The sequence below is a fragment of the Flavobacterium pedocola genome (genome assembly GCF_053764385.1).
The window spans coordinates 1-17,271 of the sequence record NZ_JBSNCR010000003.1 but is presented as its reverse complement, the minus strand read 5'-3'; the positions used below and the strand labels follow the sequence as shown (position 1 = coordinate 17,271).

Annotated in this window: 20 protein-coding genes; 14 read left to right on the top strand and 6 right to left on the bottom strand. The window is 40.2% G+C overall.

All coding sequences use genetic code 11. The features are described 5' to 3' along the window. Window positions 1-18 precede the first annotated feature (18 nt). Window positions 19-387 carry a DMT family protein gene (locus ACWPKD_RS07125; protein ID WP_455411990.1) on the bottom strand — a complete coding sequence of 123 codons (369 nt, stop codon included), beginning with the start codon at window positions 385-387 and terminating at the stop codon, window positions 19-21. After that, the gene (locus ACWPKD_RS07120) at window positions 387-1,904 is read right to left on the bottom strand and encodes a helicase HerA-like domain-containing protein (protein WP_455411989.1); all 1,518 of its coding nucleotides are present in this window, start codon (window positions 1,902-1,904) and stop codon (window positions 387-389) included. Before ACWPKD_RS07120 ends, ACWPKD_RS07125 begins: the two co-directional genes overlap by 1 nt. Window positions 1,905-2,244: 340 nt before the next feature. Here ACWPKD_RS07120 and ACWPKD_RS07115 point away from each other — a divergent pair, with 340 nt between their 5' ends. From ACWPKD_RS07115 to ACWPKD_RS07065, 11 genes are all read left to right on the top strand, one after another. After that, complete coding sequence (locus ACWPKD_RS07115; RefSeq protein ID WP_455411988.1) at window positions 2,245-3,078, top strand: MotA/TolQ/ExbB proton channel family protein; 834 nt, start codon at window positions 2,245-2,247, stop codon at window positions 3,076-3,078. 98 nt (window positions 3,079-3,176) lie between these two features. Further along, complete coding sequence (locus tag ACWPKD_RS07110; RefSeq protein ID WP_455411987.1) at window positions 3,177-3,791, top strand: ExbD/TolR family protein; 615 nt, start codon at window positions 3,177-3,179, stop codon at window positions 3,789-3,791. 18 nt (window positions 3,792-3,809) lie between these two features. After that, window positions 3,810-4,376, top strand: coding sequence for an ExbD/TolR family protein (locus ACWPKD_RS07105; RefSeq protein WP_455411986.1), 567 nt, complete (start codon window positions 3,810-3,812; stop codon window positions 4,374-4,376). Between the two features lie 26 nt (window positions 4,377-4,402). Then, window positions 4,403-5,221, top strand: coding sequence for an energy transducer TonB (locus ACWPKD_RS07100; protein ID WP_455411985.1), 819 nt, complete (start codon window positions 4,403-4,405; stop codon window positions 5,219-5,221). Between the two features lie 228 nt (window positions 5,222-5,449). After that, on the top strand, window positions 5,450-5,998 hold the full coding sequence (locus ACWPKD_RS07095) for an energy transducer TonB (protein WP_455411984.1): 549 nt from the start codon (window positions 5,450-5,452) through the stop codon (window positions 5,996-5,998). Window positions 5,999-6,019: 21 nt separating this feature from the next. Next, window positions 6,020-6,955 carry a PstS family phosphate ABC transporter substrate-binding protein gene (locus ACWPKD_RS07090; RefSeq protein WP_455411983.1) on the top strand — a complete coding sequence of 312 codons (936 nt, stop codon included), beginning with the start codon at window positions 6,020-6,022 and terminating at the stop codon, window positions 6,953-6,955. A 22-nt stretch (window positions 6,956-6,977) separates the two neighbouring features. Continuing rightward, window positions 6,978-8,654, top strand: coding sequence for a tetratricopeptide repeat protein (locus ACWPKD_RS07085; RefSeq protein WP_455411982.1), 1,677 nt, complete (start codon window positions 6,978-6,980; stop codon window positions 8,652-8,654). Window positions 8,655-8,915: 261 nt separating this feature from the next. Continuing rightward, a complete protein-coding gene (locus ACWPKD_RS07080) occupies window positions 8,916-9,548 on the top strand; it encodes a 7-carboxy-7-deazaguanine synthase QueE (protein ID WP_455411981.1) in 633 nt (210 codons plus the stop codon). A gap of 1 nt (window position 9,549) precedes the next feature. Next, window positions 9,550-10,314 (top strand): energy transducer TonB, encoded by a 765-nt coding sequence (locus tag ACWPKD_RS07075; RefSeq protein WP_455411980.1) that lies wholly within the window; start codon window positions 9,550-9,552, stop codon window positions 10,312-10,314. An 11-nt stretch (window positions 10,315-10,325) separates the two neighbouring features. Next, on the top strand, window positions 10,326-10,766 hold the full coding sequence (locus tag ACWPKD_RS07070; RefSeq protein WP_455411979.1) for a DUF2059 domain-containing protein: 441 nt from the start codon (window positions 10,326-10,328) through the stop codon (window positions 10,764-10,766). 48 nt (window positions 10,767-10,814) lie between these two features. Next, entirely contained in the window at window positions 10,815-11,222 is a 408-nt protein-coding gene (locus tag ACWPKD_RS07065; protein ID WP_455411978.1) for a DUF2059 domain-containing protein, read from the top strand. A gap of 50 nt (window positions 11,223-11,272) precedes the next feature. Here the strand turns inward: ACWPKD_RS07065 and ACWPKD_RS07060 are convergent, their stop codons facing one another. Beyond that, on the bottom strand, window positions 11,273-11,983 hold the full coding sequence (locus ACWPKD_RS07060; RefSeq protein WP_455411977.1) for a class I SAM-dependent methyltransferase: 711 nt from the start codon (window positions 11,981-11,983) through the stop codon (window positions 11,273-11,275). Between the two features lie 81 nt (window positions 11,984-12,064). On the opposite strand from ACWPKD_RS07060, the gene ACWPKD_RS07055 reads away from it, so the two are divergent. Both ACWPKD_RS07055 and ACWPKD_RS07050 read left to right on the top strand, forming a co-directional pair. Continuing rightward, the gene (locus ACWPKD_RS07055; protein ID WP_455411976.1) at window positions 12,065-12,562 is read left to right on the top strand and encodes a YkgJ family cysteine cluster protein; all 498 of its coding nucleotides are present in this window, start codon (window positions 12,065-12,067) and stop codon (window positions 12,560-12,562) included. A 10-nt stretch (window positions 12,563-12,572) separates the two neighbouring features. Then, entirely contained in the window at window positions 12,573-12,941 is a 369-nt protein-coding gene (locus ACWPKD_RS07050) for a bleomycin resistance protein (RefSeq protein WP_455411975.1), read from the top strand. A 33-nt stretch (window positions 12,942-12,974) separates the two neighbouring features. Here ACWPKD_RS07050 and ACWPKD_RS07045 read toward each other — a convergent pair whose 3' ends face one another. Genes ACWPKD_RS07045 through ACWPKD_RS07035 form a run of 3 tightly spaced genes read right to left on the bottom strand, consistent with a single transcriptional unit; the run spans window position 12,975 to window position 15,924 of the window. Beyond that, entirely contained in the window at window positions 12,975-14,033 is a 1,059-nt protein-coding gene (locus ACWPKD_RS07045) for a DUF3137 domain-containing protein (RefSeq protein WP_455411974.1), read from the bottom strand. A gap of 8 nt (window positions 14,034-14,041) precedes the next feature. Then, window positions 14,042-14,638: a LemA family protein gene (locus tag ACWPKD_RS07040; RefSeq protein ID WP_455411973.1), complete on the bottom strand. Its 597-nt coding sequence runs from the start codon at window positions 14,636-14,638 to the stop codon at window positions 14,042-14,044. 23 nt (window positions 14,639-14,661) lie between these two features. Further along, window positions 14,662-15,924, bottom strand: a complete 1,263-nt coding sequence (locus ACWPKD_RS07035; protein ID WP_455411972.1) for an exo-beta-N-acetylmuramidase NamZ family protein — start codon at window positions 15,922-15,924, stop codon at window positions 14,662-14,664. Window positions 15,925-15,930: 6 nt separating this feature from the next. Here ACWPKD_RS07035 and ACWPKD_RS07030 point away from each other — a divergent pair, with 6 nt between their 5' ends. After that, on the top strand, window positions 15,931-17,163 hold the full coding sequence (locus ACWPKD_RS07030; RefSeq protein WP_455411971.1) for an ABC transporter permease: 1,233 nt from the start codon (window positions 15,931-15,933) through the stop codon (window positions 17,161-17,163). Window positions 17,164-17,271 lie beyond the last annotated feature (108 nt).

Below are 17,271 nucleotides of genomic sequence, written 5' to 3'. Positions count from 1 at the left end.
CAGATGTAAACTTATAGATTATTTTTTAAAGATGAAATACACGGCCAGTACCAAAAAACAAAACCCAACCGCATGATTCCAGCGGAACGTTTCGTTTTTAAAGAACAGCATCGAAAAAATCACAAAAACCACCAGGGTAATTACTTCCTGGATTACTTTCAGCTGCATCAGAGAAAACGGTCCGCCGTTGCCTTGAAATCCTATTTTGTTAGCCGGTACCTGAAAACAATATTCAAATAAAGCCAATCCCCAACTGATCAGGATGATGGTGATCAATCCCGCGTTTTCAAACCATTTCAGTTCTTTGAATTTTAAATGACCGTACCAGGCCATAGTCATGAAAATATTGGACAGGACTAACAAGCCAATCGTCAAAAAACTCTTCATTATTTTTTAAATATTTTGGAAAGGATGCCAAACACCCCGCGGATAAACGAAGCACTGGTAACGACTTTAGTAACCGATTTTCCGATCACTTCTGCCGTGCTGGGCTCGTTGGTTTTTCTTTTCGCTTCAACTTTTTCCTCTTCCTGCTCCTGTGCCTGTTGGGTGGCCTGTTCTATTTTTTTGGACAGTATCTCGTAGGCACTTTCGTTGTCCACCACCTGATTGTATTTCTTAACCAATTTGGAATTGCTGTTGATGGCGCTGATTTCGGCATCGGTTAAAATGTCCATGCGACTCATTGGTGCGCGCATCATACAGGCTGCCAATGGGGTTGGGATTCCTTTTTCGTTTAAGGCGGTTACGAAGGCTTCACCAATTCCTAACTGCGTAATAACGTCTTCCGTTTTGTAAAAGTCCGATAGCGGATAGTTTTCCGCTGTCATTTTGATGGCTTTTCGGTCGTTGGCGGTAAAAGCACGTAACGCGTGTTGTATTTTTAAACCTAATTGTGCTAATACTCCTGAAGGAACATCGGTAGGGTTTTGGGTGATGAAATACACGCCGATACCTTTGGAACGAATCAGTTTTACAATAGTTTCAATCTGATCCAATAAGGTTTTGCTGGCCTGGTCGAAAATCAAATGCGCTTCGTCTATGAAAATCACCAGTTCCGGTCGTCCGCTATCGCCGATTTCCGGCATTTGCTGATATACTTCGGCCAATAAACTTAACATGAAAGTTGAAAATAGTTTTGGTTTGTCCTGAATGTCCGTCAGGCGGATGATGTTCACATAACCGTTACCATTTTCGTCGATGCGCATCAAATCGTCAATATCAAAGGAAAGTTCCCCGAAGAATACATCGGCACCTTGTTGTTCCAATTCGATTACTTTGCGTAAAATCGATCCTGTGGAAGCGGTGGAAATCCTGCCGTAATTGGCTTCGAATTCGTCTTTGCCTTCTTCGGTGGTGTATTGTAATACTTTTTTAAAGTCTTTTAAATCCAGTAGCGGAATTTTATTGTCGTCGCAATATTTGAAGACAACGGCCACCACACCACTTTGGGTGTCGTTCAGATCCAAAATCCTCGAAAACAAAACCGGCCCGAATTCCGATACGGTTGCGCGAAGCCTTACGCCGTTCTGTTCGGACAGACTCATCAGTTCCACCGGAAACGACTTGGTCTCGTAGGGGATGTTTATTTTGGCATGGCGTTCGGTGATAAATGGTTTTTCTTCTCCTTTTGCGGCAATTCCCGAGAAATCACCTTTAATATCCATCATTAAAACCGGGATTCCGTTTTGGGAAAGTTGTTCGGATAACACCTGGATGGTTTTGGTTTTACCGGTTCCGGTTGCCCCGGCAATAAGCCCGTGACGGTTAATGGTTTTAAGCGGGATCTTTATTAAGGTGTCGGGAACGGCTTCTCCGTTTAACAGGCCGCCACCTAAAATGATGTGGTCGCCACTGCAGGAATAGCCGTTGTTGATATGTTCGGAAAATTTTGAAATGTCCATGTTTCAGTACGGTTTTGTTCTTGTAAGAATGGTTTTATATACAAATATAGTAGTATTAGCTTTACCTGAAATTGTGAATTTTTAATTAATTGTGAAAAAATATAAATGGGGTCAAGAATAAAATTAACATTGCGGCGTTATAAATTTAAACTTATGTTAATATTAGGATTTTCTATTAAAATAAATGGTGTTTTCAGTGTTAAATAATTTTAAAAAAGCCTCTAAAAAAAGCCGAATTTGTTTTTTTATTAATTCTAAAAACATAAATTTGCGACTCTTACACCTTAAGTTAGGTGTGGAATTAAGTTAAATAAAATCGAAAAACTAAAAATTAAAAAAAATGACAAACGTATCTAACGAGACTGTTGAGAATGGAGCTAGCTCTAAAAGTTCAAACTTTTTTGCAAGTTTAACAATTGTAATCTGTATAGTTATTGGGATTTTGGTATGGAAATACGTAATGGGTCACCCTTCTAACTTTGAAAATGGAGATCCAGAAGGTCACCCGAAACCAGGGAACTATTTAGGGATGGTTTATAAAGGAGGATTTATCGTACCGATGTTGATGGGATTATTCTTAATGGCTGTGGTATTCTCTTTTGAGAGATTCTTCGTTATTTCTAAAGCTGCAGGAAAAGGAAATGTTGAAAAATTCGTTAAACACGTTCAGGTTTTAATCGGACAAGGAAAAATTGATGAGGCTATCGCTGAGTGTGATACACAACAAGGTTCAGTTGCTAACGTAGTTAGAGCTGGTTTGACTAAATATCAGGAAGTAAGAAGAGAAGGATTCGATAGCGAAAAAGCTACGGAAACTATTCAGAAAGAAATTGATGAGGCTACATCTTTAGAGATGCCAATGTTAGAGAAAAACATGACTATTATTGCTACTTTGGTATCAATTGGTACGTTAATGGGATTATTAGGAACAGTATCGGGTATGATCAAGGCGTTCTCCGGATTAGCTGCTGCAGGTGCTCCTGACCAGGCTGCGTTAGCAACAGGTATTTCTGAGGCACTTATTAATACAGCTACTGGTATTGGTACTTCTACATTGTCAATTATCATGTACAACGTATTTACTTCTAAAATTGATAAATTAACATATTCTATCGACGAGGCTGGTTTTGCTATCACTCAGGCTTATAGAAAAATGAAAGGACGCGCGGCTTAATCCCCCGTTTCAAAAGTTAATTTATTAATATATTACTAAGGATTACTATCGGTGGAATACTGATAGGTTTATGCTTGGTGATTTAAACAAAAAAGAAAATGGCAAAAGCAAAAATGTCAAAAAAGAGTACAAAGATTGATATGACGGCTATGTGTGACGTAGCGTTCTTGTTATTGTCTTTCTTCGTAATGACGTCTACGGCTAAGGTGCCTGAACCGCTTCCAGTGGATACGCCAGCTTCTACCGTGCAAACCAAATTGCCGGATACAGATTTGGCTACCATTACAATTGGTGATGGGAAAGTGTTTTTTGGAATGACAGGTCAGGATTTGCGTAAAGCTGCTCTTGAAAAAATAGTTGACAGATATAAGCTGCAGTTAACTGAAGAAGAACAAAAACGTTTTTCTTTGATTGACGGTTTTGGAGTTCCTGTTGGAGGCTTAAAGAGCCTTATTGAAAAATCAGGAGAAGAGCGTAATAAAGAAGGTGTTCAGGGCGGTATTCCGTATGATTCTGTAGACAATCAGTTGAAAGAATGGATTTTGGCAGCACGTTTTGCAGCTAAAGATATTCATCAGGCTGAATTGAAAGTTGCAATCAAAGGAGATGCAAAAGAAGAGTATCCTACCGTTAAAAAAGTAATTGATATTCTACAGGAACAGAAGGTGAACAAATTTTTCTTGGTTACCGGTTTAAGAACTAAAGATTTTTAATTAAAAAGATACTGTAAAATGGCAGAATTAAATAGCGGCGACGGTGGTGGCAAAAAGAAAGGCCATGTAAGGAGTAAAAAGCAAAATGCAGGTGTCGATTTGACAGCGATGGTGGATTTGGCATTCCTTTTGATTACTTTCTTCATGTTAACAACGTCGTTGTCGAAACCACAGTCCATGAATTTGGCGATGCCGGATAAAGATATAAAAGATCCAACTATCGTAACCGAGACAGCTGACGATAAAACACTAACTTTGTTGTTAGGTGAAAAAAACCAGATGGTTTGGTATTATGGATTACCAACAGATCCTATTGAAGGACCAACGAAAGTTGGTTATGGAAAGAGCGGTATTCGTAAATTACTGTTGGAAAAGAAAGCGTTAGTTAAGTCAAAATATGCGGCTTACGAAGCGAAAAAACAAAATTTGATTGTTTTGATCAAGGCAAGTAAAAAATCCACATACAGAAACTTAGTTGATGTATTGGATGAGATGGCTATCGCTGATATTCAGATATATGCGATTGTAGATATTTCTCCGGAAGAAAACGCAATGTTAGAGAAAGAAGGATTGTTTACCAAATAATCCCTTTAACGTAAAAAACTAAAATTATGTCAAAATTAAACATATTTAAGCAAGAGTGGATTGATATGATCTTCGAAGGTCGTAACAAGGCTTATGGTGCTTATCAGTTGCGTTCAGAGGATCCTAAAACAACAACAAGATCATTACTTATTGGTGCGGCTCTATTTGCTGTAGCAATTGGCGGGCCGGTTGTTAAAAACATTATTAGTGAAAACTTAGCTAAAAATGAGCAGGAGAACATGGACAAGGTAATTGAGACGGCTCTTTTGCCACCTCCACCAAAAGAAGATTTACCACCACCTCCACCACCTGAACCACCTAAATCGGTGAATGATCAGGTAAAATTCCCACCACCAAAGGTTGTGGAAAAGGAAAAGGTGCGTGACGAAGATCCACCAACGGTTGAAGATTTGAAAGAGGCTGATCCTGGACAGAAAAATGTAAAAGGTGATCCGAATGCTGATATTGTGATCAATGAGCCTACCGGAGAAGGTGAGAAAGGAAACCAGGTAGTAGAAGAGGATACTAAGGTATATGTAGCTGTAGAGGTACAGGCAGCTCCTCCGGGAGGTATGCAGGCGTTCTACAAAAAGTTTGCCGGTTCCTTTAATGCACCCGATGTTGAAGAAGGTGTAGCTCAGATTCGTGTAATGCTAGGTTTCGTTGTTGAGAAAGACGGAAGTTTCACAGACATCAAAGTGTTGAGAGACGGAGGTTATCCAGCGGCTGGAAAAGAAGCAATCCGCGTTTTGAAAAGCATGCCGAAATGGAAAGCGGCTATTCAGAATGGTAACCCGGTACGTTCACAGTTTACGTTGCCAATTACAATTCAGGTGGCTAACTAACATGAAGCTTTTTAATAATTTTAAACAGAAATCGCCACAACAGCGATTTCTGTTTGTTTTAGGACTGGTCTTTCTAGGTTTGTATGTCTTTTTAGCTGTAACTTTGTTTGTGTGGAAGAGCATGCCGGTAGACATCTCGTACAGCCGTAGGGTTATACTAGGTGTGCTGTTATTAGTGTATGCTGCCTTTCGTTTTGTCAGATTGTTAAACGCTGAATCAGATACTAGATGAGAAATATTTTTTTAGTGCTACTGCTGGTTTTTGTTTTCGGGAATTCTCACTCACAAAACAAAAAAACTGCAAATGCTGCTAAAACCAATACGCCTCTAAAAGTTGAGAAACTTAAAGAGTCTAACGGGGCAGATGATTTTAGTACTGTTGTTGCAGAGCCGAGTCCTGAAGCTCTGGCCCTTGAAAAGGAAAAGAACAAGAACACAGTTTATGTAGCTGTAGAAGAACAGGCAATGTTTGAAGGAGGCTTGCCGAATTTTTACAGGTTTTTTAATGCTACCTTTAAAACGCCTAAAGTGGAAACCTCTGGACTTTATAAGGTAATGGCAGGTTTTATTATTGAAAAAGACGGTACTTTAAGCGCCATAAAAATATTGCGAAGCCCTGGGAAAGATTTTGATGAAGCCGTTATTGAGGCCCTGAAAAAATCGCCAAAATGGTTTCCTGCCATGCAGAATGGGGAAGTGGTACGGTCGCAATTCACGCTGCCGATAGCCATTAACTGTGAAGCAGAAGATCCGGAACCGGTAAATACTCAAAAGTAAACCAAACAGAGTTTGTATAAAATGAAGAAATCGATATTTTGTGCTATTAGTTTTTTGACAGCCGTTCTTTTTTTCACCGTTGGTTGTGATAAGAAAAAACAAACCGCTGAAGTAATTGAGGAAACTTCCGTAGCGGGTTCCACCACCATTTTAGTGGATGAAACCATTTTTCCGGTAGTTGAGGATTTAGCCATTGTTTTTGAGAGCGAATACAAAAGAGCCAAGATAAAACTGGTAAGTAAATCGGAAACGGAAATCCTTAATCTGATCAGTCAGGACAAGGAACGTATTGCCATCATGGCGCGTGATTTGGATACTTCCGAAGTGAATTTTTATAATAAAAAGCAAATTTATCCCAGAAGGACTGAATTTGCTACAGACGCGATAGCTTTTATAGCGAACCCCAAATATTCCGACACCGTAATTTCGACAAAAGATCTGAAAACGATTTTGGCAGGAGATTCCGCAGGTAAGATTAAATCGCTTGTTTTCGACAATCCGAATTCCAGTAATGTAAGGGAATTGAAAAAGTTTGCCGGGATTGCTAAATTATCGGACAAAAATATTTTTTCAATGCAAACCAATAAAGAAGTAGTAAAATACGTTAGTGAAAACGAGGGTGCCGTTGGGATTATCGGTGTGAACTGGTTGTTGCAGCCCACGGATGATTTGCTTCCCTACGTAGGCAAAGTGAAGGTTTTAGGTGTTGAGAATGTTAAACTTAACGCAAAAGGACGATTTGTTAAACCAAATCAAACTAATATTGCAGATGGCAGTTATCCGGTCACACGTAAATTGTTTTTGTTAAATTTGCAGGGTAATTTAGGTTTAGGCATGGGATTTGCTTCCTATATTGCAGGAGATAAAGGACAACGTATTATTCTTAAATCCGGTTTAGTGCCCACGCGCTTTCCTTCAAGAGAAATAAGTGTCCGTAAAGAAGTAGAAAAAAAATAACCAAGTATAAAAGATTTTAAAAATGAAAAATGCAAAAGTTTTAAGTCTGTTGTTAATGGGACTGTCCTCGGCGGTTTTCGCACAGGATTTGGATCAGGTTAAAAAGGCAATTAATGCAGAGCAATACGACAAAGCCAAAAAAATGCTGAAAGGATTGGTAAAAGCAAGCCCTGACAACGGTAAGAACTTTTTTTATCTAGGAGATGTATACCTTGCCCTAAAGGAAAATGATTCCGCTACCCTATTCTTTCAAAAAGGATTGAATGCTAAGGACAAAGGTTTTCTTAACCATATTGGGTTAGGACAACTTGAATTGGATAATAAAAATGTTACCGGAGCAACCGCAAATTTTGATAAAGCGGCTGCGAGCATAAAGAAAAAAGATGTAGATGAGTTGTTGCTTGTGGCAAAAGCTTATCTGAAGTCGGAGAACCCGAACTATAAAAAAGCTATTGACGTGGCCAAACGTGCCTTGTTGATTGATGAAAAAAATGCCGAAGCACAATTGGTACTTGGAGACGCCTATATTGGTGACAACAATGCCGGTGAAGCGTACCGTGCCTATGAGACTGCATACGAAGCGGATAAATCATTATTGATTGCCAAAGTAAAGCATGCGGCGATTAACAAAAGTGCCAAAAATTTCGTAGGAGCAACTAAAGTATTGAACGAAGTGTTGGCGATCGATAAGAATTTCGGTCCGGCGTACAGAGAATTGGCAGAAACCTATTATTTGTGGGGAACCACAGAGCAGGCGAAATATGCGGAGAACGTGAAAACAGCGCTTCAGCATTATGAAAAATACATGAGCCTAACGGATTATTCCGTAGAATCCCGTATGCGTCACGCTGACTTCCTGGTTTTGGCTAAAGATTACAAAGCCCTGGAGTTGGAAGCGAACGAAATGAAAAAGCTTAACCATGTAAATCCTCGTATTTACCGTTATTTAGGCTACGCAGCCTATGAAAACGGTAATTTTGCGGAAAGTTCAAAAGCCTTGTCTACCTTCTTCTCTAAAGTAGAGCCGAAGCGTATCATTGCCCGTGACTACCTGTACTTAGGATTGACCAAAATGGCAGAAGCTAAAAAAGCAGACGGCACTTATGATGAGAAAATCTTCAACGAAGGTGTGGTGGAATTGAACAAAGCGGTTGAAAAAGATCCGGCAATTGCCAGCGAACTGAACCCGATCGGACTGAAAATGTTCAAGGAAAAATTATACAAGAATGCGGCTAAGTTGTTTGAAGTAGCTATTAAAAACCCTAAATCTAAAAATTTCTTATACGATAATTTTTATTTAGGTTATGCGCTGTACTTTGATTACAACGACAAAACGTCTCCAAAAGAGCAGTTGACCAAAGCGGACATGGCTTTCTCTAAAGTAATCGAAGTGTCGCCAACTACTCAGGATGCACATTTGTTCAAAGCGCGTGTTAACGAGCAAATCGGAACGCCGGAAGCTAAAATGGCTGCCTTGTCAAGTTATGAGCAGTATGTAAAAATCCTTGACACTAAAGGTGATGCCGAAAAAGTTAAACCGGCCAACAAAAAAGGACTGGTAGAAGCGTTAACGTTTGTGGGCGCACATTATGCAAACTCAGGAGACAAAGTCAAAGCGGTTGAAAGCCTTCAGAAGCTTTTAGTTCTGGATCCAACCAACGAGTATGCAACCAAAACCTTAAAGGCATTAAAAGCATAAAATTATAAAGAAACCGGCAGCGAAAGTTGTCGGTTTTTATTTTGAGCAACCCGAGCGATAGCGAATTGGCGAAGCAAATCGTTCCGGAATTTTTGGAAACCCTTTTCCCGCTTTCGCCTTTAGTTGTCCCTGCGCGCAGGGCACTCCGGGCCAAGCTGCCGGCTCTATCGGGGCTATGGGGTCAAGGTCTTTTTCTTTGGGAGGTTTGGACGTTTCAATTCGGGACAAATTAGTTACCTTTGCAGACTATTTTTATAGCATATGTTACAGAAAGAATTACAAATAGCGGTGGAAAAAGGCGAGATGTTGCCTTTAATGGAGGAGTTTTATACCATACAGGGCGAAGGCTATCATACGGGAACGGCGGCTTATTTCATTCGGATAGGCGGTTGCGACGTAGGTTGTCATTGGTGCGATGTAAAAGAAAGCTGGAACGCGGAATTGCATCCGCCCACAACGATCGACATTATCGTGGCCAACGCCAAAAAATATGCTGAAACCGTTGTGGTTACCGGAGGCGAACCCTTAACCTGGGACATGGCACCCTTAACCGCCAAACTGAAATCGGAGAACCTGCGCGTGCACATCGAAACCTCAGGAGCTTATCCTGTGAGTGGCTATTGGGACTGGTTTTGCCTGTCGCCTAAAAAGACAAAATTACCGGTGCAGGATGCTTATGATATTGCACACGAACTGAAGGTCATCATTCACAACAAACACGATTTTATTTTTGCCGAAGAACAAGCGGCTAAAGTAAACGGCAAAGCCATACTTTTTTTACAGCCCGAGTGGAGCAAAAAAGAAGAGATGACACCTTTGATTATCGATTATGTTATGAATAATCCGAAATGGCGTATATCTTTACAAACGCATAAATATCTGAATATTCCTTAAAATGTTGAGAAAAACCATTTTGCTTACTTTTTTGTTGTTAGTGTTTGTTCCTGCTCTTGCCCAAGTGGCTGGCGAAGATGAAGTGTATCTGAACGGTGATAAAATTGAAGCAAAATTTCAGGGCGGCAATTTGAAAAAATTTCAGGAATTTGTATTCAATTCCCTGGACAAAACCAAAATCGAAAAAGAAGGTCAGTTAATCTGTAGTTTCACGATCAACGAAGAAGGAAGCCTTAAAAACATTAGGATTCTGAAAGATTTAGGAGGTCAGTCAGCCCTTGAAATGATCCGTGTTTTACAACTTTCTCCAAAATGGCAACCGGCAACGCGTAACGGAAAACCATTTGCAACGACATATAAGATACCGTTTACTTTCATTCGAAAAATGCCGAAGGTAGATACGGAGGAGGTTGTTCATATTGATGTTGTCGATAACGGCGGAAAATCCGAGGAAGATAAAATATATGTTGCAGTAGAAAAACAACCGGAATTTCCGGGCGGTAGTGACAAGTTTATGAAATACTTTGCTAAGAATTTCAACAGTCCTGTGCAGCTTAAAGATGTTAAGGTTTTTGTGGGTTTTATAGTGAATAAAGACGGAAGCCTGTCGGATGTTAAAATGCTAAGGCTGCCACTTGACAATGAGCCATTGAAAAACGAAATTATCAGGGTGGTTTCCAATTCTCCGAAATGGATGCCGGGCATTCAAAATGGGAAAACAGTCCGTGTGCAGTTTATATTACCATTAATACTGACCTTTAATTAATGAATTAATAAATGAAAAAACTGATCCTGTTTTTTATTTTTGTTTTATCCTTTCAGTGTATTTCCGCTCAGGATAAGGAGGCGTTCCGAAAAGACATCCTTAAGATGCTTGAGGTAAACAAAGCTAACAGTAAATTTGAAGAAGCTAAAGAGCAAATCCTGAAAATCATTCCGAAAGAAAATCATCCGGCATTTCTGAAGGAGTTCAATGCGTCAACCCAACCGATTTACGATAAATTCGTAGCGTTGTACATGAAAGAGTTTACCCATGATGACATTAAAGCGATGCTTAAGTTTTTCGAATCTCCTTTAGGAAAGAAAATGAGTCAGAAATTGGTAGCGATCAATCAGGAAGTTTATGCCTCCAGTAAAGAATGGGCAGACGGTTTGAGAGGTTTGGTCATGAAGCACATGAATACCGGAGCAGCATTACCGCCGCCGCTAAAAGAATAATTATTGAAAATTTGAATAAAAACAATTAATATTAAAACAACCAAAAACATGAAAAAAATTATTTTAGCGTTCGCTTTTCTATTAGTAGCGAATTTAGGAATGGCACAAGCCAATGATGCTTTTAAAACTGACGTTTTGAAAATGATCCAACTTACAGGTTCAGCAGGTCAGATGAAAATGGCAAAAGACCAAATCCTTAAAATGATCCCAAAAGAAAAACACGCAGCATTCCTTGTGGAATTTGATGCAACTTTACCGTCTTTGTACGATAAAATGGCAGCGGTAATGATGGGTGAATACACGCATGATGACGTAAAAGCAATCTTAAAATTCTATGAAACGCCGGTTGGAAAGAAAATGACTGAAAAAGCAGGGGTTATTTCTGAGAAAAACATGGCGGCAAGCCAGGAGTGGGCGATGGGCTTACAAGGCATGATGATGAAATACATGCAGTAATTCGCTGCTAAGCATAAAAAAATCCCGCCATTAGGTGGGATTTTTGTTTTTTATAGATGGGTGAGTCGGGACAAATAATCGAAATGCTCCCCTTCTAAAACCAATTCACAGTTTAAGCCGTTGGCATGGGCGGCATTCTGTAGTGTGTTGTAATCGATGTACAACCATTCCAAAGGATCTTCTTCTTCGCCTTTGTATGTAATCCTGAAAATCAATTCACCATAATAATCGGTGTCGGTTGGAATCCATTTGCCGCCGTCTTCGTCTTCATCAAACATGTAAATGATGTCGGAGCTGTCCAATAAAATCTGGCCGTTTTCGTTTAAAATAGCTTTTAATTGTTGCAGATAGGCTGTGATTTTTTTCAGTTTACCAAAAATTCCGGTACCGTTCATCATCAAAAGTATGGTGTCGAATTTCTCTTCAGTAATGTCCATTAGGTTTTGAACCCTTGTGTTTTTTACACCGCGCAATTCGCATGCCTTTATCGCATTGGCCGAAATATCGATAGCCGTAACGTTAAGTTTGCGTTGGTTTTGTAAATACAGTGCATGACTTCCTGCGCCGCACCCCACATCCAGGACTGTCCCTTTTGCAAGATCAAGGGCTTTGCGTTCTATTTTCGGCATTTCCTTATAATCGCGAAACAAATACGCAACACTCATTTCATCGGCTTCCGAAATGGAGGTTTCTGTAATAAGGTTCTCAGGGGCGTTATCAGTCTGGTAATCCAGTATGGCTTTTCCGAAGAGGTCTTTCATGTTTTTGGGTTTATTTGCTTATGCGGTTATTTGTTTAGTTGAAATGAGTAATTTTGCCGAAACAATTATCAGATAACCAAATTGACAAATCCTCAAATCAGCATATTGCAAAAGCTGGCCAAAGATAAGCATAACGAAAACAAAAAGTATTTCGATAAGCTGAAAAAGAAGACGCCCAAGAATCTGGATTATGTGATGCAGGAATTACACGATGCCGAATTCCGTAGAACCAACTGTCTGGAATGTGCGAACTGTTGCAAAACCACAGGTCCGCTTTTTACTGCTGCCGATATTGAAAGGATTGCCAAGCATTTCAGGTTGAAGCCGCAGCAATTTATTGATCAGTACCTTCGCATCGATGAAGACAATGATTATGTGCTGAAGAGCGTTCCCTGCACCTTTCTAGATGCCGAAAATTACTGTATGATTTATGATGTCCGCCCGAAAGCCTGTCGCGAATTCCCGCATACCGACCGCAAAAAGTTTCAGCAGATTTCTAACCTGACGCTGAAAAATGTGGCGATTTGTCCGGCAGCCTACAATATAATAGAAGAAATGAAAAAGAAACTGCCTTTATAAAAAGAGAACTATGGGGAAATTCCAGCCTATCCGTCCGATGTTGTGGACCAATGAACTTAAAGAAACCATTGCTTTTTATGTGAACGTTTTAGGATTTACCTGTGGTGAATACAATGAAGAATGGGGCTGGGCCTCGTTGCATAAAGATGAAGCGGAGCTGATGTTGGCCCGACCGAACGAGCACACCCCTTTTGAAAAGCCCATGTTTACCGGTTCGTTTTATATCAACGTTGATCAGGTTGACGAACTTTGGGAGCGACTTAATGAAAAAGTGAACGTTTGTTATGAAATAGAAACGTTCGAATGGGGCATGCGCGAATTTGCGATATACGACAACAACGGCTATTTGCTGCAGTTTGGTCAGGACGTAACGGAATAAGATTATATAAAAAAAGAGCTCCATTGGGCTCTTTTATATTTTACTCCAGATTCGGGTGTTCAGATTTAGTTCTTTTACCAAATTTTCAAATGATTCAATTTCCTTCAGATAGGGAAGGAAGTAGGATGCGTCTGTAACTTTGATTTTCAGGTTTACATCGAAGTAATTTTTTTTCAGGGGTAAGGCTGCAAACATCTTTCCGTTGATGAACGAAATGATCGGTAATCCGTTTTCGCGAACCGAAAGCTGATGGATTCTTTCAACCAGATTTGTGGACAAAACATAATACCCGGTTTGCGGATCGGAAGCATAAACACCGTATTGCTCGTTCATGAACGGGTTTTCAAGGGTAATTTGTGATAAGGTGTCACTGTTCAGCCAAGCCATAAAACGGTCTTTGTAGCTTTTCATGTTGTTGGGAACCAGAATAACTTTCCCGGAGAAATCCTTGTGGAAATCCGCATGCATGAAAAAACCCGAAAAATAATTCACTTCTTCTTTTACCACCAAATCCAAATCAGTAGCAACATCGTCGTCATTTGTAAAGATAGCCCGTATAATGGCAATTGGTAATAATACGATGAACGTCAGGATCAGAACAAACGATTTCAGATAGTTGATGGTTTCCTTGTAAAACCGTATTTCGAAAAATTCAACGGCAACATTTTCCACAGAACCTTTCACGTAATCATCGCCTTCGATTTTTGTGAATTTACTGAAAAAGTTTTTATCGAAAAAACTGCTCTTCTCAAGTGAAGCCTTGTTGTAGAAATAAGGTTTGTATTCGAAGTCAGGTCGGAATTGTTTGAAAATTTCAGGTAAAATCTCGTCTTTCAGACGGTTTTCAAAAGTAACTTTAGGATTTGGGACCAAAGAAGCCAAAAGGAAAAGCCCACCCACTATGATTAAGGTCGGGAGCAGAAAAGGTAAAAAAGCACAAATCACCAACAGTAAAATAGCTGGAAATTTCAGCAGCTTTTTCAAAGGATTGGCAACATAAATATACAGTATGTTGTACCTGAGGGCTTTTTTTCTTTCGGTTTCCAGGTAAACCGCTTTTTCGTTCAGGAAAGCCAGTAATGAATCGTTCACTTTTTTAGCTATGAGTTAAATAATTTTCCCAGATTCGGATTGGCTTTTGCTGTTTCATCCGCTTCAAAATAAGGCTTGACGCTGAAATTGTTAACAGCTGCGATAAGATTGGAAGGGAAAGTCTGAACGGCATTGTTCAGTTGGTTGACCGAAGCGTTGTAGGCTCTTCTTGCGGCGCTGATCTGTTCTTCGGTTTCAGTAAGACTGCGCTGCAATTGCAGCATGTTTTCACTGGATTTCAATTCCGGATAATTTTCAACGGTTACCGTTAGGTTTTTCAGTAAGCCGGACATTTCGTTTTCCATCGAAAACCTTTCTTCGGAATTTGAAGCCACATTTTTGATCTGATTTCTCAGGGAAATGATTTTTTCAAAGGTATCCTGTTCGTGTGCCATGTATTTTTTTACGCTTTCAACCAGATTAGGGATAAGGTCGCCTCTTTTCTTGAGCATGACATCAATACTGCTGAAGCTGTAATCCACCTGGTTTCGTTTTTTAACCAAACCGTTGTTGATTACCACGAAGACAATTAAAGTAATGAAACAAATAGGAAGCGTAATAATGAAAATGATTAGCAGATAAAGGTAGGCGGTACTTTTTTTCATCAGGATTGGTTTAGGGGTTTTGATTATTGATAGAGTAAATAGGCTTTTCGCATTTTTTTGAAATCGGCAATTCCTTTTTCCCAGCTTTTGCGGATGTCTTTTTCCGAAACGCCGCTTTCAATCTGTTGCTGGAGTTTTTTGGTTCCGGCTAATTTGGTAAAGAACGGATTGAAGAATTTCGATTTATCGGTAGTTTCATAGTAGGCATTGATCAGCCATCGTAGTTCCAATTGTGTAAGTCTCGGTTCTTTGGTTAAATCGGTTCCGTTGCATTCGACCCCGTTGTATAAAGGATCTTTTGCACCTTCGTTTGGTTTTGGAATAAATTTGTACTGATTCACCATTAAAAATAATTTGTCACCGTGGCTGTCAACAACAGTTCGCTCCGTGATTAAATTGGGTGAGCCGTAAATCTGGAACTGTTTGTCTGTTCCTCTGCCTACACTCACATCGGTCCCTTCAAAAAAACACAAACTCGCATACAGGTTGATCGCCTGGGCGTTTGGTAAATTTGGCGACGGTTTTACAGGCAGGCTGTAGGTGGAAAGTCTGGAAAGGTTTAAACAAGGAACAACGGTTAGCTTACATTGGATTCCGTTTTTGAGCCATTTTTCCCCGTTGATCATTTTGGCATATTCGCCAATGGTCATGCCGTGCAACACGGGAATGGTGTGCATCCCTACAAAACTGCTGTGCTCTTTTTCCAATATCGGGCCATCCACGATATCCCCGTTCGGATTCGGTCGGTCTAAAACCACTAAAGGAATATTGTTTTCGGCACAGGCTTCCATTACATAATGCAAGGAGGAAATATAAGTGTAAAAACGGGCGCCCACATCCTGCAGGTCAAAAACCATGATATCGATACCGGCCAGTTGTTCGGGTTTCGGTTTTTTGTTGTTGCCATATAAAGAAACGATAGGCAATCCGGTTTTAGTGTCTTTTCCGTCTTTGATTACTTCACCGGCATCGGCTGTACCGCGGAAGCCGTGTTCAGGTGCGTATATTTTTTTCAGGGCGATTTGCTTTAGCAATAAGAAATCCACTAAATGCACGCTGCTGGACAGAATTCCGGTCTGGTTGGTTACAATACCCACTTTTTTGTCTTTCAGCAACGGTAAATAGGCTTCGGTATTTTGCGCTCCGGTTTTGAAAAACGAAGAAGGTTTGCTTTCGGCCGGCAAAGCAGGTTTGGCGGTATTGGGAACGGTTTGAGAATTTCCACAGGAAACCATCGCAAAAACCAAGAATAAAACTGTATTTTTGAACATCGAATTTGAAATCATAGTCTTTTGAAATTAGAATATTTTATAGCGAAACGACTCACTACGGCAAAACACCATAAAAGTAGTATATCTGCTCCAATTATAAAAATCGCCATTGTGGCCATTGCGTTAGGCATCATCATGATGATTGCTTCCGTGGCTACCGGTATTGGGTTGCAGCAAAAAATACGCCAAAAAGTTTCGGCTTTCAACGGACACATTATTATTTCTAATTACGACGACAACCAATCCGAGGTAAGTGTTGATCCTATTTCCATCCACCAGAGCTTTTACCCGAAGTTCAAAAATGTGGAAGGCATCAGTCATGTGCAGGCAGTGGCAAGCAAGGCGGGCATCATCCGTACCGAAAAAGCATTTGAAGGAATTGTTTTTAAAGGAGTGGGCAAGGATTATGAGTGGAGCAATCTTCAGGAATATATTGTTTCAGGCCGAATTCCGAATCTGAAAGAAAATCTGAACCCGGAAGTGATCATTTCACAGTATCTGGCCAATCGTTTGCAATTAAAAGTCGGCGATAAATTCAACACCTATTTTATGAAGGAAGAGGGAAAGCTTCCGAACCTTCGTAATTTCAAGATCGTCGGGGTTTACAATTCGGGTTTTCAGGAATTCGATGCTACCTATATAATAGGAGATATCCGTCACCTGCAGCGCATCAATAAATGGAGCAGGGATCAAGTAGGCGCTTTTGAGGTTTTTATAGACGACTTTTCGCAGATCAAGGAAAAAGGGGAAGAAGTGTACACTGAAATTCCGCCTACCTATAATAGTATAACGATCGAGGAAAAGTATTTCAATATATTCGAGTGGCTCAAACTGTTTGACTTTAATATATTGGTCATCCTTATTATTATGGTCGTGGTGGCAACTATTAATATGGTGGTCGCGCTTTTGGTTTTGATTTTGGAACGTACCCAGATGATTGGAATCCTAAAAGCGATTGGTGCGGACAACTGGACGGTGCGAAAAATATTTTTATACAACGCTTCCTATTTAATCTTCCGCGGTTTGTTTTGGGGGAATGTAATCGGTATCGGATTGTTGCTTGTTCAGAAATATTTTGGGATCATCAAATTGAATCCGGAAAACTATTATGTAACCGAAGCACCTGTGGCGATCAATCCCATCCATATTTTGGCTTTAAACCTGGGAACCGTCTTGGTTTGTTTGGTGGTTTTGATTATTCCGTCCTATATTATTACGAAAATTTCTCCGGTCAAGGCTATCCGCTTTGACTAGAAGCGAGACTTCCGGCATCTTTTGATACGCAGTTCCCGCTCTCCGCTTAATCCCGATGAAAAATCGGGACCGCTGCGATCGGGGCTAGGGAGGATGCTTTTGGGTGTG

Excerpts from the sequence above, each read along its gene's own strand:
- ACWPKD_RS07110 (WP_455411987.1), top strand. The coding sequence starts at position 3,177 with ATGGCAAAAGCAAAAATGTCAAAAAAGAGTACAAAGATTGATATGACG.
- ACWPKD_RS07115 (WP_455411988.1), top strand. The coding sequence starts at position 2,245 with ATGACAAACGTATCTAACGAGACTGTTGAGAATGGAGCTAGCTCTAAA.
- ACWPKD_RS07070 (WP_455411979.1), top strand. The coding sequence starts at position 10,326 with ATGAAAAAACTGATCCTGTTTTTTATTTTTGTTTTATCCTTTCAGTGT.
- ACWPKD_RS07060 (WP_455411977.1), bottom strand. The coding sequence starts at position 11,983 with ATGAAAGACCTCTTCGGAAAAGCCATACTGGATTACCAGACTGATAAC.
- ACWPKD_RS07085 (WP_455411982.1), top strand. The coding sequence starts at position 6,978 with ATGAAAAATGCAAAAGTTTTAAGTCTGTTGTTAATGGGACTGTCCTCG.
- ACWPKD_RS07065 (WP_455411978.1), top strand. The coding sequence starts at position 10,815 with ATGAAAAAAATTATTTTAGCGTTCGCTTTTCTATTAGTAGCGAATTTA.
- ACWPKD_RS07035 (WP_455411972.1), bottom strand. The coding sequence starts at position 15,924 with ATGATTTCAAATTCGATGTTCAAAAATACAGTTTTATTCTTGGTTTTT.
- ACWPKD_RS07090 (WP_455411983.1), top strand. The coding sequence starts at position 6,020 with ATGAAGAAATCGATATTTTGTGCTATTAGTTTTTTGACAGCCGTTCTT.
- ACWPKD_RS07120 (WP_455411989.1), bottom strand. The coding sequence starts at position 1,904 with ATGGACATTTCAAAATTTTCCGAACATATCAACAACGGCTATTCCTGC.
- ACWPKD_RS07040 (WP_455411973.1), bottom strand. The coding sequence starts at position 14,638 with ATGAAAAAAAGTACCGCCTACCTTTATCTGCTAATCATTTTCATTATT.
- ACWPKD_RS07105 (WP_455411986.1), top strand. The coding sequence starts at position 3,810 with ATGGCAGAATTAAATAGCGGCGACGGTGGTGGCAAAAAGAAAGGCCAT.
- ACWPKD_RS07075 (WP_455411980.1), top strand. The coding sequence starts at position 9,550 with ATGTTGAGAAAAACCATTTTGCTTACTTTTTTGTTGTTAGTGTTTGTT.
- ACWPKD_RS07050 (WP_455411975.1), top strand. The coding sequence starts at position 12,573 with ATGGGGAAATTCCAGCCTATCCGTCCGATGTTGTGGACCAATGAACTT.
- ACWPKD_RS07125 (WP_455411990.1), bottom strand. The coding sequence starts at position 387 with ATGAAGAGTTTTTTGACGATTGGCTTGTTAGTCCTGTCCAATATTTTC.
- ACWPKD_RS07100 (WP_455411985.1), top strand. The coding sequence starts at position 4,403 with ATGTCAAAATTAAACATATTTAAGCAAGAGTGGATTGATATGATCTTC.
- ACWPKD_RS07080 (WP_455411981.1), top strand. The coding sequence starts at position 8,916 with ATGTTACAGAAAGAATTACAAATAGCGGTGGAAAAAGGCGAGATGTTG.
- ACWPKD_RS07095 (WP_455411984.1), top strand. The coding sequence starts at position 5,450 with ATGAGAAATATTTTTTTAGTGCTACTGCTGGTTTTTGTTTTCGGGAAT.